Source organism: Fodinicurvata sp. EGI_FJ10296 (genome assembly GCF_040712075.1).
GTDB lineage: Bacteria > Pseudomonadota > Alphaproteobacteria > DSM-16000 > Inquilinaceae > JBFCVL01.
In genome coordinates, this window is record NZ_JBFCVL010000003.1 from 187,433 (window position 1) to 206,514 (window position 19,082).

A 19,082-nucleotide genomic window follows, 5' to 3' on the forward strand; every position below is an offset into this window, starting at 1 on the left:
CTAACGCCTTGATTTCTGGGCGTTTTCTGCTTTTCCGAGATGTCAATAAAAGGAGTATTGGCGGAGAGAGAGGGATTCGAACCCTCGATACGGCGTAAACCGTATACACGCTTTCCAGGCGTGCGCCTTCGACCGCTCGGCCATCTCTCCGCAGCGAGCGGGAACCTAATCATCTGACGGCGCCGATGCAAGCGCATTGTCGCGGTCGGCGAACCGGCCCCGCCGTTTCGGAGGTATTGATACGTTAACGGGCGCAAACATCTCTTGACCCGCGCGCTTGCATCCGTCCCAATGGCGAGGGCTACACTCCTGCATCATTCGATCTGCCACGAATTCTCCCGGGACACCCTGCAATATGATCGTCGGACGCTTCATCGGCTGGATCTTCGTGCTTCTGGCGTTGGTCGTCCTCGCCCTGGACATTCTGGCCTGGGCCAACGAAGGCGCGTTTACGCTCACTTCGGCGGGACAGCTCTGGTTCAACATCGACCGGGGCAGCATCGGCGTCACCCAGGCCTTCATCCAGCGCTACCTGCTGCCGGAAATCTGGGACCCGGTCATCGTCACACTGTTGCTGTGGCCCGCCAGCGCCATCTTTCTCGGTCTCGGGATCATTTTCCTCTTCCTGTTCCGCCGGCGCCGTCAGACCCGTTTCATCGGCTGACGAGCCGGACGAGATCTTCGACCGTCGCGCCCAACAGGCCGAGATCGACGGGGCGTGAAAGCCGGTGGTCGCCGTCGTGGACCAGCCTCAGCCGGGCCGGCGCGTGGCTCAATTTTTCCGTCAGGGCCGCCGATCGCTGCCAGGGGATATCCGTGTCGCATATGCCGTGAATCAGGCGCACCGGGCACGCGATGGTCTCAAGCACCGTGCTGTTCGGTGCCAGAACGCGGTGGTTGCCGCCTTCTGTCAGCAGCGCCCGGCTGACGGGATACGGGTCCGGCCCGTAGGGCGTCGGCAGCGACACATGACCGTCGCGATCGAGTGTGGCGCGCTGTGCCGGTGTCAGGCGAGCGGGCAGCAGATCGACGGTGAAGTCCGGCGCCGCCGCGATGGTCGCGATGCCGGCAACACGAGCCGGCCGTGCTGCTGCCGCCAGCAGGGCGAGCCATCCGCCCATGGACGAGCCCACAAGAACAACCTTCGCCTCGGCCGGCGCCACCGCGTCGATCACCGCCAGCGCATCACCGCGCCAGCGTCCGATCGTGCCGTCCATCGGTTCACCAGTCGAGCGGCCATGGCCGAAGTAGTCGAACCGCAGGCAACCGCAGCCAAGCGTCGCCGCCCGATCGCGCAGCGTCAGCGCTTTCTGCCCGTCCATACTGGACCGGAAGCCGGGCAGAAAGACCAGTGTCGGCGCCCCGTCGACGCGCGGCTCCAGCCTTGACCAGGCAATGAAATTCGTGGCCTCCCGCGCCAGCCGGCCGGACGTCTCAAGTCCTGCCGTGCCGGATGGTGCGATGCAGAAATTGCGCATGACTATGTGGTTCCGGCCATTGGTCGTGGTAATCCCATTCGGGAATATTGTTTCGCGCTGGCGAATCCTCTAAACAAGAAGCCTAGTGTGATGGCGGTGGCATGAAGCCCGATCAATTTCCAAGACTGTTCGGTATCTCCGAAGACCCCGGCGCCGACCCTTTTGCCATGCAAAACCGTCTCGGGGCGGGCGGTCCCACCGTGCTGCAGGTCGTCCCGGAACTCAATACCGGCGGAGTCGAGCGCGGCACCGTCGATATGGTCGGTGCCATAACCCGCGCCGGTGGACGGGCTCTGGTGGTATCGTCCGGCGGACGGCTGGAGCGGGAGGTGGCGCGCCTTGGCGGCCGCCACATCACCCTTCCGGTCAAAAGCAAGGCACCGCTGACGATCTTCCGCAACATCCGGCGCCTGGAGGAAATCATACGCGACCAGGGCGTCGATATCGTCCATGCCCGCAGCCGCGCTCCGGCCTGGTCGGCCTATTTCGCGGCCCAGCGCTGCGAAGTTGCCTTCGTGACCACCTTCCATGGCGTCTACAACGGCCACCGGGGACCAAAGCGGCTCTATAACAGCGTCATGGCCCGAGGCGACCGCGTGATTGCCATTTCGCACTATGTCGCCCGGCATATCCGCACCGTCTATGGCACCGACTGGGCCCGAATTCGCGTAATCCACCGGGGGATCGACACCGACGTCTTCCGCCCCGATGCCGTCAGCCCGGAACGCTCCATCCAACTCGCCACCAAATGGCGCCTGCCCGACGACAAATTCGTGATCCTGCTGCCCGCACGGCTGACCCGCTGGAAGGGCGCGCTGACATTGATTCGTGCGGCGGCGCTGCTCAATCGCGACGATATCCGGATTCTTCTGGTCGGCGACGACCAGGGTCGGACCGGTTTCGTCCGCGAGCTGGAAAAGACCATCGCGGAGCTGAACCTGACTGGCGTCGTCCAGATTGCCGGTCACTGCGACGACATGGCGGCCGCCTACAAGCTGTCCGACGTCGTGGTCCATGCGTCGGTCGAGCCGGAGGGATTCGGCCGCGTCATCGTCGAGGCGCAGGCCCTTGGCCGGCCGGTCATCGCGACCCGGATCGGCGCACCGCCGGAAACCGTCGTCCACGAGGAAACCGGATGGCTGGTCGACCCGGATGACCCACAGGCACTGGCCGATGCCCTGACGCGGGCACTGTCGCTTTCACCGGCCGAGCGGGAGATCTGGGCCGCACGGGCGATCGAGAACGCCCACGGCCGGTTCACCCGCGAACGCATGGCGACCCGGACACTGGCCCTTTACGGCGAAGTCACCGCCCATACGCCATGGCTCGAACTGGGCGATCAATCCACCGATTCGCCATGAGGGGCGGCGATGGGGTGTTGGGATTGATGGCCGCTGCCATTAAGTATGGTAGTACGCGCCGTCGCCGCCGGTTTCCGCTGTTAGTTGCGGCTGACCGACAAAGGCGGCCGATACCCGTTCGGACGACTTGACACGAGGGGCGCACAGCCTACGCTGCCCGGCCACCTTTCGCATCTGCCATGCGCATCGGCGGCCACTGGCATTCACTTTTGACGACGATTTGTCACCCTAGCTTTTGCGAGATCAACGATGGCCTTGGAGTCCATGGAAAACGCCACAAAACCCGACGCCGCCAGCGGCGCCGTGGTCGTCACCCTGCCCGACGGCGCACAGCGAACGTTCGACGGCCCGGTGACCGGGCGGACCCTGGCCGGCTCCATCGCCAAGTCTCTGGCGAAGAAGGCTCTCGCCGTCAAGATCGACGGCCGCCTGACCGATCTCGATGCCGTCATCGACCGCGACTCCGTTGTCGAAATCGTAACCCGCGACAGCGAAGACGCGCTGGAACTGATCCGGCACGACACGGCTCATGTCATGGCCGAGGCCGTCCAGTCGCTGTTTCCCGGCACACAGGTAACGATCGGACCGTCGATCGAAAACGGCTTCTATTACGACTTCGCGCGCGAAGAGCCGTTTTCGCCGGAAGACTTCCCCCGGATCGAGCGGAAGATGGCGGAGATCATCGCCCGCGATGAGGCTTTCACACGCGAAGTGTGGGACCGCGACGCTGCCATCGCCTTTTTCCGCGACCGTGGCGAGCAGTTCAAGGTCGAACTGATCCAGGACCTGCCGCCCGAAGAACCGATCTCGATCTATCGTCAGGGTGAGTGGCTCGACCTTTGCCGGGGGCCGCACATGCCCTCCACGGGACGGATCGGCAAGGGGTTCAAGCTCACCAAACTGGCCGGCGCCTATTGGCGCGGCGACCACCGCAATCCGATGCTGCAGCGGATTTACGGTACCGCCTGGCGCAACGAAGAGGAACTCGCCGCCCATCTCGAACAGATCGCCGAGGCCGAGCGGCGGGACCACCGGCGCATCGGGCGCGAGATGGAGCTGTTTCATCTTCAGGAAGAAGCCGTCGGTTCGATCTTCTGGCACCCCAAGGGCTGGACGCTCTACCGGACGCTGGAAGGCTACATCCGGGGCCGGCTGGAGCAGTCGGGCTATCGCGAGGTGCGCACGCCGCAATTGATCAGCCGCTCGCTCTGGGAAGAATCGGGCCACTGGGAAAAATTCCGCGACAACATGTTTACGGTCGCGGACGAAGACGAACGCGTGCTCGCGATCAAGCCGATGAACTGCCCGGCCCATGTTCAGATATTCAAGCAGGGCCTGGTGAGTTATCGCGACCTGCCGATCCGCATGGCGGAGTTCGGCTGCTGTCACCGCAACGAGTCGTCGGGCAGCCTGCACGGCATCATGCGCGTGCGCCAGATGGTTCAGGACGATGCCCATATATTCTGCCGCGACGATCAGGTCACGCCCGAAAGCGTGGCGTTCTGCGATCTGCTGCAGACCGTCTACAAGGATCTCGGCTTCGACGAAGTCAAGGTGAAGCTCGCGACCCGGCCCGAGGTTCGCGCCGGGTCCGACGAGGTATGGGACAAGGCCGAGGCAGGCCTGCGCGACGCCGTCGTTGCGGCAGGGCTCCCCTTCGAGGTGGAGCCGGGCGAAGGCGCGTTCTACGGACCGAAGCTGGAATTCCACCTGAAGGACGCCATCGGCCGGTCCTGGCAATGCGGCACGCTGCAGCTCGATTTCGTCCTGCCCGAACGTCTGGACGCGAATTACATCGGCGAAGACAGCCAGAAGCACCGGCCTGTCATGCTGCACCGGGCGATCCTCGGCTCGATGGAACGGTTTATCGGCATCCTGATCGAAAACTATGCCGGCCGGTTCCCGATGTGGCTGGCGCCGCTGCAGGTGGTCGTCGCCACCATCACCAACGAGGCGGATGACTACGCCCGCGAGGTGCTGGAGTCGCTGCGCCGCGCCGGTTTGCGGGCCGAGATCGACCTGCGCAACGAGAAGATCAACTACAAGGTGCGCGAGCACAGCCTTCAGAAAGTGCCGGCGATCCTGGTCGTGGGCAAGAGGGAGTCCGAGGAACGGACCGTCGCGCTGCGCCGTCTTGGTGGCAAAGCGCAGGAAATCCTTGCTCTGGAAGACGTTGTGAATACACTTGGTCAGGAATCGCGCAGCCCGATCTCTTCTTGATGGAAGATTTCGGGTTAGCGGTGTTTGTCGTTTCAACCGTCCGGGCCCTTACGGCCGGGGCCAACCGTCTTAAACCGACACAGGAGAGTTTTCCATAGCCAGAGGACCTCAGAACACCCAACCGTCCCGTGAGGGACCACGGGTGAACCGTCAGATCGATGCCATGCGCGTTCGCCTCATCGGCGCCGACGGCGAAGCCGTGGGTGTCGTTCATATCCGCGAGGCGCTCGCAGCGGCCGAGGAGGCGAGTCTCGATCTCGTCGAGATCAGCCCCAACGCGGAGCCGCCGGTCTGCAAACTGCTCGATTACGGCAAGTATAAATACGAGCAGCAGAAGAAGAAAAACGAGGCGCGCAAGAAGCAGAAGGTTATCGAGGTCAAGGAGATTAAGCTCCGACCAAATATCGATGACAATGATTACAACATCAAGCTTCGCAACGCACGTCGCTTCATCGACGATGGCGATAAAGTCAAGGTGACAATGCGGTTTCGTGGCCGTGAAATGGCGCACCAGGACATTGGCATGGGCGTTCTGCACCGGGTGCGGGACGAACTTGATCCAATCGCCAAGGTCGAGCAGATGCCGAAAATGGAAGGGCGCCAGATGGTCATGGTGCTTTCGCCCCGTTAACGGGTTCGCCATTCCGGCCCCGGAACCCGACCCTGGAATCTGTTCCACCGGATCCGTGGGGCCTGACGAATGGCGAAGATCGACGGGGCTTGCCTTGTAGCCTGGGGACGGTTATAAGGCGCGCTCGCGAACCGGGTGGCGTGGCTCGGCTGTGGAACGGTGACGTTTCCGAATGCCAGGGCATGCCCGACCACCCATGTGATACCGTCAGACGAGGACGAGAAAATGCCCAAGATGAAGACCAAGAGCAGCACGAAGGGGCGGTTCACACTGACCGCCACCGGAAAGGTCCGCTTCAACAGCGCGTATCGTCGCCACCGGCTGATTTCCAAGGACAAGTCGGCCAAGGAACGAAACCAGGGGACCAAGATCATGTGCGACGCGGATGCGCGCCGGGTCAAACGGTTCATGATGCCGAACGCGTGACGAAGGAGACCTTATAAATGGCACGTGTGAAACGGGGTGTAACAACCCACGCCCGCCACAAGAAAGTAATCGATGCCGCCAAAGGCTATCGCGGCCGCCGGAAGAACACATTCCGGATCGCGAATCAGGCGGTTGAGCGCGCGGCACAGTTTGCCTATCGCGATCGGCGCAACAAGAAGCGGACCTTCCGCGCCTTGTGGATTCAGCGGATCAACGCCGGTGTGCGCGAACTTGGCATTACTTATAGCCAGTTCATGTACGGCATGAAGGCGGCGGGCATCGAAGTCGACCGCAAGGTCCTTGCCGATCTGGCCGTCAAGGAGCCGGAAGCCTTCAAGGCATTGGTCGAACAGGCCCAGGCCGCCCGCGACAAGGCCGCCTGATTCGGGAAACCGGAGCGGGCGCTCTCAATGACGGGACGCTTTCGACGAGGGGCCAAGCCGTGGGTTTGGCCCCTTTCGTGTCTGTCTCTCCCGCCCCTGATCGTTCTCGTTCCGGTCTCCGCATGCTTTAACGCGTCTATGCGGGCCATGAACCGCGTGCCGCCGGTACTCCGGACGAGCCGCACGGTGGCGCCGACACCGATTTGACGCCGGATGGGATGATGCCGGATGGAAGACCTCGACACACTACGCAACGATCTGCTGGCCCGGGTGCGCGACGCTGCCGACCTCGACAGCCTGGAAGCAGCAAGGGTCGGCGCACTCGGCCGAAAGGGCGCCATCACCGCCCTGATGAAATCGATGGGCGAGCTCTCGGTCGAGGCCCGCAAGGAACGCGGCGCGGCGCTGAACCGGATCAAGGACGAAGTGGCCGAGGCGATCGCCGAACGCCAGACGGCCCTGTCCGAGCAGGCGCTGCGGACCCGGTTGGAGCGCGAGCGGATCGACGTATCGCTGCCCCCGCGTCCTGAGCCGGCAGGCCGGATACACCCGATCACCCAGACGATCGACGAATTGACGGCAATCTTCGCAGATATGGGATTCTCCGTCGCCGAGGGTCCCGACATCGAAGACGACTTCAATAATTTTACCGCCCTGAACATGCCGGAAGACCATCCCGCACGGCAGATGCAGGACACTTTCTATATGCCGCCGTCGGGCGGGGCGAATGCCGGCCGCGTCCTGCGCACACATACCAGCCCGGTTCAGGTCCGTACCATGCTGAAGGGCAAGCCGCCGATCCGGATCATCGCGCCGGGGCGGACCTATCGCTCCGATTACGACATGACCCATACGCCGATGTTTCATCAGGTCGAGGGGCTGGTCATCGACACCAACACCCATATGGGCCACCTGAAGGGTTGCCTGGTCGAATTCTGCCGGGCCTATTTCGGCATCGACGACCTGCCGCTGCGCTTCCGGCCGAGCTTTTTTCCGTTCACCGAACCGTCGGCCGAAGTCGATATCGGCTGCGACCGTTCCGGCGGCGAACTCAAGCTGGGCAATCACGGCGACTGGCTGGAAATACTCGGCTGCGGCATGGTTCACCCGCAGGTACTGGAGAATTGCGGACTGGACAGCACGCAGTACCAGGGCTTCGCCTTCGGCATGGGGATCGAGCGGATCGCGATGCTGAAATACGGCATTCCCGATCTCAGAACATTTTTCGAGGCGGATCTGCGCTGGCTGCGCCACTACGGTTTCGTGCCCCTGGCCACACCGTCGCTGGCCGCCGGCCTGACCGCCTGAGATGCACCGATTTTGCAGCCGGCCCCGCCTGGGCCGCCTTTCCCCTTCATTTGAGCGCCGCCGACCACACGACGGGCGTACGCTTGTTCACAATCGCGGAACGGTTCGATGAAATTCACCCTGTCCTGGCTGAAGGATCATCTCGATACGGATGCCGATCTTGAGCGGCTGACCACCGCGCTGACCGCGCTCGGGCTTGAGGTCGAGGACGTGACCGACCCGGGACGGGCACTCGCGGCTTTCCGGATCGCCCGGGTAACCGCGTGCGAACAGCATCCCGACGCCGACCGGCTGCGGGTATGCCGGGTCGATTACGGCCGGGGCGACCAGGTCCAGGTCGTGTGTGGCGCACCCAACGCGCGCGCGGACATGATCGGCGTGTTCGCACCATCGGGCACGGTCGTCCCCGGAACCGGCATGACCCTGAAGCCAAGCAAGATCCGAGGCGTCGAAAGCAACGGCATGCTGCTGTCGGAGCGCGAACTCGGCCTGTCCGACGCCCATGAGGGCATCGTTGACTTGCCGGTCGATGCGCCGGTCGGCACGCCCTATGCCGACTATGCCGGCCTCAACGACCCACTGATCGAGATTGGCCTGACCCCCGACCGCGCCGACTGCGCCGGCGTCCGCGGCATTGCCCGCGATCTGGCTGCGGCCGGTTTCGGCACGCTGAAACCGATGGTTGGCGACGCCGTCGCCGCGACCGCCGGCCCCTGCCCTGTCGGCGTCACCATCGCGCCGGAGATGAAAGAGGCGGTGCCGGTCTTCGCCTTGCGGCGGATTCGGGGCGTGGCCAACGGCGAAAGCCCGCAATGGCTGAAGGACAAGTTGCGGTCGGTCGGCCTTCGCCCGATCTCGACGCTGGTCGACATCACCAATTTCTTCACCATGGACCAGGCCCGGCCGCTGCACGTCTTCGATGCCGGAAAGGTCAAAGGCAATCTGGTCCTGCGCCCCGCCCGCGCCGGTGAAACGCTCGACGCGCTCAACGACCGTTCCTATAGGCTGGCCGACGGCATGACCGCGATTGCCGACGACAGCGGCGTCGTCTCGCTGGCCGGTATCGTCGGCGGCACCGCCACTGCCGTCGACGAGCAGTCGACCGATATCCTGCTGGAGTGCGCCCTGTTCGACCCGGCGGCGACCGCGCGGACGGGACAGGCGCTGCAGATCAACAGCGACGCGCGATACCGGTTCGAGCGCGGCGTCGACCCTGAAACCGTGCTGCCGGGGATCGAAGACGCCACGCGCATGATCCTGGACCTGTGCGGCGGCGAGGCTTCGGAAACCATGATCGCGGGCGACGTACCCGATCTGCGCCGAACCATCACCCTGCGTTCCGACCGTACGGCGACGCTCGGCGGCTGCGATGTACCAGCCGACCAGCAGGCCGACGTACTCCGGCGGCTGGGTTTCGACGTCAGACCCGCTTCCGTTAACGGACTGACGGTTACGACGCCGAGCTGGCGCCGCGACGTCGTCGGCGAAGCCGATCTGGTCGAAGAAGTGCTGCGCGTCACCGGATACGATCAAATCCCCGTCGTGCCCCTGCCCCGCCCTCACGTCATAACCCGGCCGGCTTTGTCCGAGGGTCAGCGCCGCATCGCACGTGTTCGCCGGATGCTGGCGACCCGCGGCCTGTTCGAAGCCGTGACCTGGTCGTTCATGGGCGAGCGCGATGCCCGGCTGTTCGGTTTCGACGACGAAGCGATGCGTCTGGTCAACCCGATTTCCGCCGATCTCGATGTCATGCGCCCGTCGGTCGTCGGCAATCTGGTCCGCGCAGCGGCGAAGAACATCGACCGCGGTCAGGAAAACCCGGCGTTGTTCGAAGTCGGCCCGCTGTTCAGGGACGCTTCGGATGCCGGACAGATCCAGACGGCAACGACACTGCGCGCCGGCCACACCGGCCCCCGGCACTGGGCCGCAACGCCAAGGGCGGTCGACGCCTTCGACGCCAAGGCTGACGCCATCGCGGTGCTGACCTTGCTCGATGCCCCGGTGGCCAACCTTCAGGTCAGCGCCGACGCGCCGTCCTGGTACCATCCAGGCCGGTCCGGCTGCCTCAGGCTCGGCCCGACCGTTCTGGCCCATTTCGGCGAGTTGCACCCCTCAGTGGCGGCAGCGCTGGATATCGAGGGACCGGTTGCCGCATCCGAAACCTTCGTCGACTCCGTCCCTGCCCCCAAGCGCAAGCAGCAGGGCGCCGCGCGGCCGCCGGTGGCGATGTCGGCCTATCAGCCGGTGGACCGCGACCTCGCTTTCGTCGTCGACGCGGATGTACCGGCAGAAAAGATTGTCCGCGCGGCCCGTGCGGCGGACAAGGTGCTGATCACCGATGTCGGCATCTTCGACGTCTATCAGGGCGACCGTCTGGAACCGGGGCAGAAAAGCGTGGCCATCACCGTGCGACTGCAGCCGACCCAGGCGACGCTGACGGAAAAGGAAATCGAGGCCGCCAGCGACAAGATCGTTGCTGCGGTGACAAAGCAAACAGGCGGGCGTCTTCGTTCCTGATCCGGGGACCTGACCGGGAAACCTGTACGGCGACACAACCGCAGACAGTGGCGCCCCGGCCCTGCTACGATAGGGCGAATCAAATCAACAGGCTGGGGCGGACCATGCGGTCGATGAAATCGGACTTCCTTCGGGCCTTTTCAGGCCTGACGTTCTTGTGCGCGACAGTTGCGGGTGCATCCGCAGCGGAGACGGCGACATCTGAAGCAGGCGCAACAGCGCCGGGCGACGGCGCGGGCGTTGCCGACGGCCATGCCGGCCATATGTCCGGCGACGCGCCGTCGCACGCTCTGTCTCAGGACGATCTCGAACCATTCGTCGACCCGCTGCCGATCCCGCCGGCGGCCGCGCCCGTCGGCACGCATGAGGGGCGGCCGCTTTACGAGATCACCATGGAAATGGTCGATCAGCAGATCCACCGAGATCTGCCGCCGACGCCGGTGTTCGGCTATAACGGCGTCTGGCCGGGACCGACCTTCGACATACCGATCAATGATGAAATCTATGTCGACTGGGTGAACGACCTGCCGCCACACTATCCGGACTGGCTGCCGGTTTCCGCCAGCCATCATGTGCCCGACGACACACCGCGCACCGTGGTTCACCTTCACGGCGGCATCACGCCCAGCGCCTCGGACGGCTTTCCCGATTGGACCTGGGCGCCCGGCAACCGTGCCCGCTACCATTATCCCAACCTCGACGAACAGGGCGACGGCTCGATGCTGTGGTACCACGACCACGCCATGGGCAATACGCGCCTCAACGTCTATGCGGGGTTGGAGGGGTTCTATCTTCTGCGCAACAGCGAACTGGAGGCCGAACTCGATCTGCCGACCGGCGACTACGAAATTCCGCTGGTGCTTCAGGATCGCAACGTCGCCGCCGACGGTACACTCGTTTATCCCGGCGTCTGCCGCGAGTTCGGCACTGTCAACGGTGCGATCTTTCCCTTCCTTGAAGTCGAGCCCCGGCGGTACCGGTTCCGCGTTCTGAACGGCAGCAATTTCCGCATCAAGCAACTGGCGCTGTCCAACGGCCTGCCGTTCCATCTGGTCGGTGTGGATGACGGCTTCCTCGCCGAAACGGTGGAAACATCGTCGCTGCTGCTCGCCCCGGCCGAGCGGGCGGACATCGTGATCGACTTCACCGATCATGCCGGCGAAGACATCGTCCTGCAAAACACGACGTCCTGCTTCGGCCCGCAGCGCGACGGCCAGGGGCGGGGCGGCGATGTCGACCTTCCCCATATGATGCAGTTCCAGGTCGCCGACGCGGCCGACGATCCGGACGACAGCCGCATTCCGGCCCATCCGGTCCCCGACGACGGCGAACTGGCCCGCATCCTGGATGAGGTATCGGTCGAACGCGACATCACCCTGGACGAGGGCGACGACTTTCTGTTCCTGATCAACCAGAAGCATTTCGACGCGCCCGTCGAGATCAAACCGCGTCTGGGCGACTCCGAGATGTGGAACCTGATCAACCTGACCGACGAGTCCCATCCGTTCCACATCCACCTGATCAGCTATCGCATCGTCGAGCGCGTGCCATTCACCGAAGACGGCGCCCAGGCCTATATCGATGACCGCGACGCCGGCACGCTACAGCCGCTGGACAGCTATCTGGATCTCGACGCCGCCGAACCCCCGGCCGCCACCGAACGGGGCCCAAAGGACGTCGCGCTGGCGCCATTCGGCTATGTCACCCGGATCGCGATGCGGTGGTACGGATTTCCCGGCATGTACGTCATTCATTGTCATCTGCTGGATCACGAGGACAATGACATGATGCGGCCGATCGAGGTCCTCGCCCGCGACGAGCGGGCCGAGGAGGCCGACAATTGAGGGGTCGCCGAGGGGAACACGCCTGCCGATGATGTTCATTTCGAAACTGCGGTCCCTTCCCCTGTCGGCCTGGATGCTGTGCCTGTGCCAGGGGTTGGGACTGACGGTCGCCGTCGTGGCGGTGAACATCGGCGCGCTGGCCGGTCAGTCGGTAGCGCCGTCGTCCGGCCTCGCGACCGTTCCTTATGGCCTGCAGTTCGCTGCCTTGATGCTGGCCGCGCCGCTGAATGCCGGTCTGATGGGGCGTTTCGGGCGCAAGCCGGTTTTTCGGGTCGCGGCGATGCTGGGCATGCTGGCGGGCATTGTCGGCTGGTATGCAGTAACGGTCGAGAGCTTTTGGCTGCTCTGCGCCGCCCATGCCCTGCTCGGGCTGTTTCTGGGCACCGTCAACCTCTACCGTTTTGCCGTTCTGGACTACACGGCGCCGGATCTGCACAGCACGGCGCTGTCGCTCGTCATGTTCGGCGGTGTGTTCGGGGCCATCCTCGGCCCGCTGATCGCCCGCGAGGCGCCTGATCTACTGGCCATGCCGGTCTTCGCCGCCGGCTATCTGGGCATCGGCGTGGTGTCCGCCGCCGTACTGCTCGTGGTCGGCGCCGTTCGCATGACACCGGCCGCCGGAAATACCACCGGGACCGGCGGAACGGGGACCGCCGGGGCGCGTGGCGGCCCCGCAGCCGCCACTCCGGATCGTGCGGCACTGCTCGGCATTAATCCGTTCACCATCGCCGTCCTGTCCGGGGCTGTCAGCTACGGTCTGATGAACCTGCTGATGATTGCCGCCTCGTTGGCCATGGACGGCCACAACCACGGCTTTGCCGCCATCAGCTATTCGATCCAGATCCATGTCCTGTGCATGTTCTTCCCGTCGTTCTTTTCCGGCATGGTCATCGAACGGATCGGCATCAGGGCGTTTTTGATGCTCGGCGGTGTACTGCAGATTCTGGCATCACTCGTAGCCATGATCGACACCGACGTTGCGGCATTTGCCGTCTCGCTGGTTCTGCTCGGCCTCGCCTGGAACGCGCTCTATGTCGGCGGCAGCTATCTTGTCGGCCGTTCGGTGCGCGGCGAAGACCGTTTCGCAGCGCAGGGCGTAAACGAGTTCGTGGTTGCGATCGCGTCGGCCGCCGGCGCCCTGCTGCCGGCCGTCGGTCTGGGCCTGCTCGGCTGGAACGGGTTGAACGTGCTGTCGATCATGGTGGCGGCCGTCCTGATCGTCCTGATCGCGCTGGTGCTCGAACCGGCTGCCATGACAGCCACGGCCGATGACGCCGGCAGCCGGCAGATGTCCGGCGTACCGCGCTTCGAGGAATAGCCTGAAAACAGCCGCCAAGGCACAGTTCCGGACCTTGACATCCGGGACGATCCGCGCGATTGAAATAGTATGACCAGCATCGGCCAACCTTTTTCGCGACGACGAACGGACAACGGTCCCAGACCGCCCGTCTGAATGTCGGCACCCCGCGCCCATATTGATAAATGGCGCACGGGTTGTCGGCGGTACGTTGCCGATCAGCCGAAAACAGGTCTATTTCCATGGTTACGCTCGCGCCGGAATCCCCCGACGACCACCACGCCATCAATCTTTTGCTCGACCAGGCCTTTGGCCGGGACCGTTCGCAGAAGACGTCGTACCGCTATCGCGACGGCATCGATCCGATCGCCGGTCTTTCCATGACGGCACATAATGGCGACCGTCTGGTCGGATCGATCAGGTACTGGCCGATCCGGATCGGCGCGGATGGCCACCCGGGCCTGCTTCTGGGGCCGCTTGCCGTGGCAAATCACAGCCAGGGCACCGGGGTCGGTGCGGCGCTGGTCTTCAGCACGCTGGAAACGGCGACGGCAGCCGGACACGAAATCGTGCTGCTGGTCGGCGACCTGCCCTATTATTCGCGATTCGGGTTCGTCCCGGCCGCGCCCCATGGAATTTACATGCCTGACGAGAATCCCGATCGGCTGCAGTTGACGGCCCTTGCGCCCGGCGCGTTAAAGGGCATGGCCGGTCCGGTGCGCCGCTGGGATGCCCGCGGCGAAACGATCGCGCCGGCCGGGGGCCCGATCGGACAGCACCCGATGTCCAGCGCGCTGGACGCCTGAGCGAAAGAATCGCGCCATTCGGGAACGACGCGGCATCGGCGACCGTTGCGGTCGGGCGCGCAGGTCTCTATGGTCGCGCCGGCACAGGACAGATGAGACTGATATCCAATGGGCACCCAGCTCGACCACATACGCAATTTCTCCATCGTCGCGCATATCGATCACGGCAAGTCGACTCTCGCCGACCGCCTGATCGAGAAATGCGGCGGTCTCGATCAGCGTCAGATGAAAGAGCAACTGCTCGACAGCATGGATATCGAGCGGGAGCGCGGGATCACGATCAAGGCGCAGACCGTCCGGCTTTCCTATACGGCTCAAAACGGCGAGACCTATCAGATCAATCTGATGGACACGCCGGGCCATGTCGACTTTTCCTACGAGGTAAGCCGCAGCCTCGCCGCCTGCGAGGGATCGCTGCTGGTGGTCGACGCCAGCCAGGGGGTTGAGGCGCAGACGCTCGCCAATGTGTATCAGGCGCTGGAGGCTGACCACGAGGTCGTGCCGGTGCTCAACAAGATCGACCTGCCGGCGGCCGAGCCGGAGCGAATCAAGCAACAGATCGAAGACGTCATCGGTCTGGAAGCCCATGACGCGCTGGAGATTTCGGCGAAGTCCGGGCTGGGTCTGGATGCCCTGCTTGAGGCGATCGTCCATCGGCTCCCACCCCCGCGCGAGGGCGATCGCGAAAAGCCGCTGAAGGCGATGCTCGTCGACAGCTGGTACGACCCCTATCTCGGCGTCGTCGTTCTGGTGCGGGTCATCGACGGCATTCTCAAGGCCGGCCAAAAGATTCTGTTCATGCGGTCGGGCGCCGTCCACGAGGTCGACCGCGTCGGCTTCATGGCACCAAAGGGCGTGATAACGGAAACGCTGGAGCCGGGCCAGATCGGATTCATCACCGCCGGCGTCAAGGACATCACCGAGACCAAGGTCGGCGACACCCTGACAGAAGACAAGCGCCGCTGCGACAAGGCGTTGCCGGGGTTCAAACCTTCGGTCCCGGTGGTTTTCTGCGGCCTGTTCCCGGCCGATGCGGGCGAATTCGAACGCCTGCGCGAAAGCCTGGGGCGGCTGGCGCTCAACGATGCCAGCTTCCACTACGAGGCCGAGACCTCGGCGGCGCTGGGATTCGGCTTCCGCTGCGGCTTCCTCGGCCTGCTGCACCTTGAAATCATTCAGGAACGGCTGGAACGGGAGTTCGCGCTGGATCTGATCACTACGGCGCCGTCGGTGGTCTATCACCTGCATATGCGCGACGGGACGATGAAGCCGCTGCACAATCCTGCGGATATGCCCGAGGTCATGCAGATCGACCATATCGAGGAACCGTGGATCAAGGCGACGATCATGCTGCCGGACGAGTATCTGGGCGGCATCCTTCAGCTCTGCACGGAGCGCCGGGGCGAACAGGTCGAACTGACCTATGCCGGCAGCCGCGCAATGCTGGTCTATCGACTGCCGTTGAACGAGGTCGTGTTCGACTTCTACGACCGGCTGAAATCGATCAGCCGCGGCTATGCCAGCTTTGACTATCAGATGGACGGCTATGTCGAGAGCGACCTGGTCAAGATGTCGATCCTGGTCAACGCCGAGCCGGTCGACGCACTGTCGATGATCGTCCACCGCAGCCAGGCGGAACGGCGCGGGCGCGGCATGTGCGAACGCCTCAAGGACCTGATACCGCGACAGATGTTCAAGATTGCCGTTCAGGCCTCGATCGGGTCAAAGGTGATTGCCCGGGAAACGCTCTCCGCGCTGCGCAAGGACGTGACCGCCAAGTGCTATGGCGGCGACGTCAGCCGCAAGCGCAAACTGCTGGAAAAGCAGAAGGAGGGCAAAAAGCGGATGCGTCAGTTCGGACAGGTCGAGATACCGCAGAGCGCCTTCATTGCTGCTCTGAAGATGAAAGACGAGTAGAAACGCGAACCGGGCTCTTGCGGATCGAGGCCCCTGATCAAGTCAAAGGCGATCAGGTAGGTCGGCGCGTCCCACCCGGTCCAATTCCCGGGCGCTGCGCGGCACGAAGTGACGCGTTGCCAACCCGGGATCTCGGCAGCAGCAACTTCCAGAGCGCGAGACGCGAACCGGGCCCCCAAGTCTCGGGCGAAGCGACCCGCAGCCGCCTTTCGATCACGCCGATTCGGCTGTTGCCGCGCCGTCCGGGGATGCCTCACGCGCGGCGTCGGAAATCTCGATCCGGGTTCCCCATTCGCGGCATCGCTCCACCACCGGCACCGGCGGCGGCGCGTCGGTGACGAAGAGATCGACATCCGCCAGCGAGGCGATGCGCACAGGCGCCGTCCGCGCGAATTTCGAGGTGTCGGCGGCCAGGAATGTCCGGCGCGCCTGGCGGATGATCGCCTGGCTGACACGCACCTCGCGGAAGTCGAAATCAAGCAGATCACCCTCCTCGTCCAGAGCCGAGGTGCCGATTACGGCGATATCCACCTTGAAATGCTGAACGATCTCCAGCGTCACATCGCCGACCAGGCCAGCATCCGCGCGGCGCAAGACGCCGCCGGCGACGATGACTTCGGCGGTTTCGTTGGAGGCGAGGATGTTGGCCACGTTCAGGTTATTGGTCACCACCAGTAGATTGCGATGGTTCAGCAGCGCCCGCGCGACGGCCTCTGTCGTCGTGCCGATATTCAGAAACAGCGAGGCCGCATCGGGGATTTCCGCCGCCACCCGGGCGGCGATGCTCTCTTTCTCGCGGGCGTGGAGAACGCGCCGGTCCTCGTAGCCGATATTGCTAACGCCCGAAGCCAGGATGGCGCCGCCATAGACGCGGGTGAGTTTGCCGGCATCGCAGAGCTCGGTCAGATCCCGGCGGATCGTCTGCAGCGCGACCCCGAAATGGGCGGCCAGATCCTCAACGACCACGTTGCCCTGCTCGCGCGCGAGCTTGAGAATCTCCTGGTGTCTGAAAATCTGCGCCATTGTCCCGTCAGTCGACCGAAGAAACGACATCACGCCATCGATCGCTCAGCACTGTTGCAAGACCGAAGGGGAATGATGCCAATCCGATTACCACATCTATCGCTCCCGAAACAGCCAAATTGCCGTCCCCGCTTATGAGGATTCGCACGTCCCGAGGCGGATGGCGCGGGGCGCAATATCTGCTCTTCGTTACCTAAATGACGCTTTATCGCGCAAAACCGAACATCAAGCTTGACATATCGTCATCGCTGGGGAACATTGTGTCGAGAATAGGGAGGAAGAAGTGGCCAATCCGTCGGAAGCTGACCCCGACATTTACGATCTCCTCGTCATCGGCGGCGGGATCAACGGTTGCGGGATCGCGCGCGATGCCGCCGGTCGCGGGCTGCGGGTCGCGCTGGCCGAAAAGGGCGATCTGGCTCAGGCGACGTCGTCATCATCGACCAAGCTTTTTCACGGCGGTCTGCGCTATCTGGAATTTTTCGAGTTCGGTCTTGTTCGCAAAGCCCTGATGGAGCGCGAGACCCTGTTGCGCGCCATGCCGCATATCAGCTGGCCGCTACGGTTCGTGCTGCCATTCCACCCCGGAATGCGCTTCGACAGCGATACGCCAACGTCGCGGCTGGTCTCGACGATCATGCCGTGGATGCGGGGACGCCGACCGGCCTGGCTGATCCGGCTGGGGCTGTTTCTCTACGATCATCTGGGTGGCCGTGAATTGCTGCCCGGGACGCGAACGGTCGATCTGCGCACCGATCCGGTGGCGGCACCGCTTCAGGACCAGTTCGTCCGCGCTTACGAGTATTCCGATTGCTGGGTCGACGATTCCCGCCTGGTGGTCCTGAACGCCCGCGATGCCGCCGAACGCGGCGCCACGATCATGACCCGGACCGAGGTCACCAGCGCGCGACGCGACGGCGATCTCTGGCGGATCACCGTCACCGGCGCCGACGGGGTCGAAAAACACATTGAGGCGCGCGGTCTGGTCAATGCCGGCGGTCCCTGGGTCGGCGACATTCTTGCCGACCGGCTGCATGTGCAGTCACGCGAGCGGGTCCGTCTGGTTCGGGGTTCGCACATCGTGACGCGGCGGCTGTTCGATCACGACAAGTGCTACTTTTTCCAGGGCACCGACGGGCGCATCATCTTCGCCATCCCCTATGAAATCGACTATACGCTGATCGGCACCACCGACCAGGAACACCATGGCAGCCCGTCAGACGCCGTCTGCACGCCGGAGGAGCAGGATTATCTCTGCGACTTCGCCAGCCGCTACCTGAAAAAGCCGGTGACCCGCGACGACATCGTGTGGACCTATTCCGGCGTGCGGCCCCTGTATGACGATGGTGCGAAATCGGCAACTGCGGCAACGCGCGACTACGTCCTGTCGACCGACGAGCAGGGACCCGTTCTGCTCAACGTTTTCGGCGGCAAGATCACGACCTATCGCCGGCTGGCCGAAGCAGCGCTGGCGCGGATTGCCCCGCATTTTCCGCGTATCGGCGCACCGTGGACAGCCGGCGTTGCCCTGCCGGGCGGCGCATTTCCGGTTGAGAAAGCAAAGGATCTTCCCGCCGACCTCAAGCGCGAGTATCCTTTCTTGTCGAACTTCTGGGCGCTGAGGCTGGTCCGCGCCTACGGAATCGAGGCCCGCGACATCCTGAGGGACGCCCGGTCCGCCGACGATCTGGGACGGGACTTCGGCGCCACGCTGACCGAGGCCGAGCTGCGCTGGCTCATGGCGCGCGAATATGCGCGCACGGCGGATGACGTGGTGTGGCGCCGATCGAAGCTCGGCCTGAAGCTGACGCCGGAACAGATTGCCGCCATAGACGACTGGATGACCAACGGCCACCGGCCAGCTTGATACG

15 protein-coding genes and 1 tRNA gene are annotated in these 19,082 nt (G+C 64.0%); 13 read left to right on the forward strand and 3 right to left on the reverse strand.

From position 1 onward, the window contains the following. Nucleotides 1–58: 58 nt before the first annotated feature. Nucleotides 59–150, reverse strand: a tRNA-Ser gene (locus tag ABZ728_RS07095). A 205-nt stretch (nt 151–355) separates the two neighbouring features. Here ABZ728_RS07095 and ABZ728_RS07100 point away from each other — a divergent pair. Beyond that, nucleotides 356–664, forward strand: coding sequence for a hypothetical protein (locus ABZ728_RS07100; protein WP_366655398.1), 309 nt, complete (start codon nt 356–358; stop codon nt 662–664). Here the strand turns inward: ABZ728_RS07100 and ABZ728_RS07105 are convergent. Further along, nucleotides 654–1,478, reverse strand: a complete 825-nt coding sequence (locus ABZ728_RS07105) for an alpha/beta hydrolase (RefSeq protein WP_366655399.1) — start codon at nt 1,476–1,478, stop codon at nt 654–656. The genes ABZ728_RS07100 and ABZ728_RS07105 overlap by 11 nt on opposite strands. Nucleotides 1,479–1,579: 101 nt before the next feature. Here ABZ728_RS07105 and ABZ728_RS07110 point away from each other — a divergent pair, with 101 nt between their 5' ends. The 11 genes from ABZ728_RS07110 (at nt 1,580) to lepA (ending at nt 16,188) form a co-directional block, all read left to right on the forward strand. After that, the gene (locus ABZ728_RS07110) at nt 1,580–2,839 is read left to right on the forward strand and encodes a glycosyltransferase family 4 protein (RefSeq protein ID WP_366655400.1); all 1,260 of its coding nucleotides are present in this window, start codon (nt 1,580–1,582) and stop codon (nt 2,837–2,839) included. 264 nt (nt 2,840–3,103) lie between these two features. After that, entirely contained in the window at nt 3,104–5,059 is a 1,956-nt protein-coding gene (thrS, locus tag ABZ728_RS07115; protein WP_366655401.1) for a threonine--tRNA ligase, read from the forward strand. 142 nt (nt 5,060–5,201) lie between these two features. After that, nucleotides 5,202–5,690, forward strand: a complete 489-nt coding sequence (gene infC, locus ABZ728_RS07120; protein WP_366655402.1) for a translation initiation factor IF-3 — start codon at nt 5,202–5,204, stop codon at nt 5,688–5,690. Between the two features lie 225 nt (nt 5,691–5,915). After that, the gene (gene rpmI, locus ABZ728_RS07125; protein WP_366655403.1) at nt 5,916–6,116 is read left to right on the forward strand and encodes a 50S ribosomal protein L35; all 201 of its coding nucleotides are present in this window, start codon (nt 5,916–5,918) and stop codon (nt 6,114–6,116) included. Between the two features lie 17 nt (nt 6,117–6,133). After that, nucleotides 6,134–6,499 (forward strand): 50S ribosomal protein L20, encoded by a 366-nt coding sequence (gene rplT / locus ABZ728_RS07130; protein ID WP_366655404.1) that lies wholly within the window; start codon nt 6,134–6,136, stop codon nt 6,497–6,499. Between the two features lie 228 nt (nt 6,500–6,727). After that, nucleotides 6,728–7,807 carry a phenylalanine--tRNA ligase subunit alpha gene (pheS, locus tag ABZ728_RS07135; protein ID WP_366655405.1) on the forward strand — a complete coding sequence of 360 codons (1,080 nt, stop codon included), beginning with the start codon at nt 6,728–6,730 and terminating at the stop codon, nt 7,805–7,807. Between the two features lie 108 nt (nt 7,808–7,915). Next, a complete protein-coding gene (pheT, locus tag ABZ728_RS07140; protein WP_366655406.1) occupies nt 7,916–10,324 on the forward strand; it encodes a phenylalanine--tRNA ligase subunit beta in 2,409 nt (802 codons plus the stop codon). Between the two features lie 113 nt (nt 10,325–10,437). Continuing rightward, entirely contained in the window at nt 10,438–12,168 is a 1,731-nt protein-coding gene (locus ABZ728_RS07145) for a multicopper oxidase domain-containing protein (RefSeq protein ID WP_366655407.1), read from the forward strand. Nucleotides 12,169–12,196: 28 nt separating this feature from the next. Continuing rightward, the gene (locus ABZ728_RS07150) at nt 12,197–13,486 is read left to right on the forward strand and encodes an MFS transporter (RefSeq protein WP_366655408.1); all 1,290 of its coding nucleotides are present in this window, start codon (nt 12,197–12,199) and stop codon (nt 13,484–13,486) included. A gap of 221 nt (nt 13,487–13,707) precedes the next feature. After that, nucleotides 13,708–14,271, forward strand: a complete 564-nt coding sequence (locus tag ABZ728_RS07155; protein ID WP_366655409.1) for an N-acetyltransferase — start codon at nt 13,708–13,710, stop codon at nt 14,269–14,271. Between the two features lie 108 nt (nt 14,272–14,379). Beyond that, nucleotides 14,380–16,188, forward strand: a complete 1,809-nt coding sequence (gene lepA / locus ABZ728_RS07160; protein WP_366655410.1) for a translation elongation factor 4 — start codon at nt 14,380–14,382, stop codon at nt 16,186–16,188. A 213-nt stretch (nt 16,189–16,401) separates the two neighbouring features. On the opposite strand, the gene ABZ728_RS07165 is transcribed toward lepA, so the two are convergent. Then, the gene (locus tag ABZ728_RS07165) at nt 16,402–17,211 is read right to left on the reverse strand and encodes a DeoR/GlpR family DNA-binding transcription regulator (RefSeq protein WP_366655411.1); all 810 of its coding nucleotides are present in this window, start codon (nt 17,209–17,211) and stop codon (nt 16,402–16,404) included. A gap of 283 nt (nt 17,212–17,494) precedes the next feature. Here ABZ728_RS07165 and glpD point away from each other — a divergent pair, with 283 nt between their 5' ends. Then, the gene (gene glpD, locus ABZ728_RS07170; protein WP_366655412.1) at nt 17,495–19,078 is read left to right on the forward strand and encodes a glycerol-3-phosphate dehydrogenase; all 1,584 of its coding nucleotides are present in this window, start codon (nt 17,495–17,497) and stop codon (nt 19,076–19,078) included. Nucleotides 19,079–19,082: the final 4 nt, after the last annotated feature.

Coding starts and splice junctions, on each gene's coding strand:
- lepA (WP_366655410.1), top strand. CDS start 14,380: ATGGGCACCCAGCTCGACCACATACGCAATTTCTCCATCGTCGCGCAT.
- ABZ728_RS07155 (WP_366655409.1), top strand. CDS start 13,708: ATGGTTACGCTCGCGCCGGAATCCCCCGACGACCACCACGCCATCAAT.
- pheS (WP_366655405.1), top strand. CDS start 6,728: ATGGAAGACCTCGACACACTACGCAACGATCTGCTGGCCCGGGTGCGC.
- rplT (WP_366655404.1), top strand. CDS start 6,134: ATGGCACGTGTGAAACGGGGTGTAACAACCCACGCCCGCCACAAGAAA.
- ABZ728_RS07145 (WP_366655407.1), top strand. CDS start 10,438: ATGAAATCGGACTTCCTTCGGGCCTTTTCAGGCCTGACGTTCTTGTGC.
- ABZ728_RS07150 (WP_366655408.1), top strand. CDS start 12,197: ATGATGTTCATTTCGAAACTGCGGTCCCTTCCCCTGTCGGCCTGGATG.
- ABZ728_RS07105 (WP_366655399.1), bottom strand. CDS start 1,478: ATGCGCAATTTCTGCATCGCACCATCCGGCACGGCAGGACTTGAGACG.
- ABZ728_RS07100 (WP_366655398.1), top strand. CDS start 356: ATGATCGTCGGACGCTTCATCGGCTGGATCTTCGTGCTTCTGGCGTTG.
- rpmI (WP_366655403.1), top strand. CDS start 5,916: ATGCCCAAGATGAAGACCAAGAGCAGCACGAAGGGGCGGTTCACACTG.
- ABZ728_RS07165 (WP_366655411.1), bottom strand. CDS start 17,211: ATGGCGCAGATTTTCAGACACCAGGAGATTCTCAAGCTCGCGCGCGAG.
- pheT (WP_366655406.1), top strand. CDS start 7,916: ATGAAATTCACCCTGTCCTGGCTGAAGGATCATCTCGATACGGATGCC.
- ABZ728_RS07110 (WP_366655400.1), top strand. CDS start 1,580: ATGAAGCCCGATCAATTTCCAAGACTGTTCGGTATCTCCGAAGACCCC.
- thrS (WP_366655401.1), top strand. CDS start 3,104: ATGGAAAACGCCACAAAACCCGACGCCGCCAGCGGCGCCGTGGTCGTC.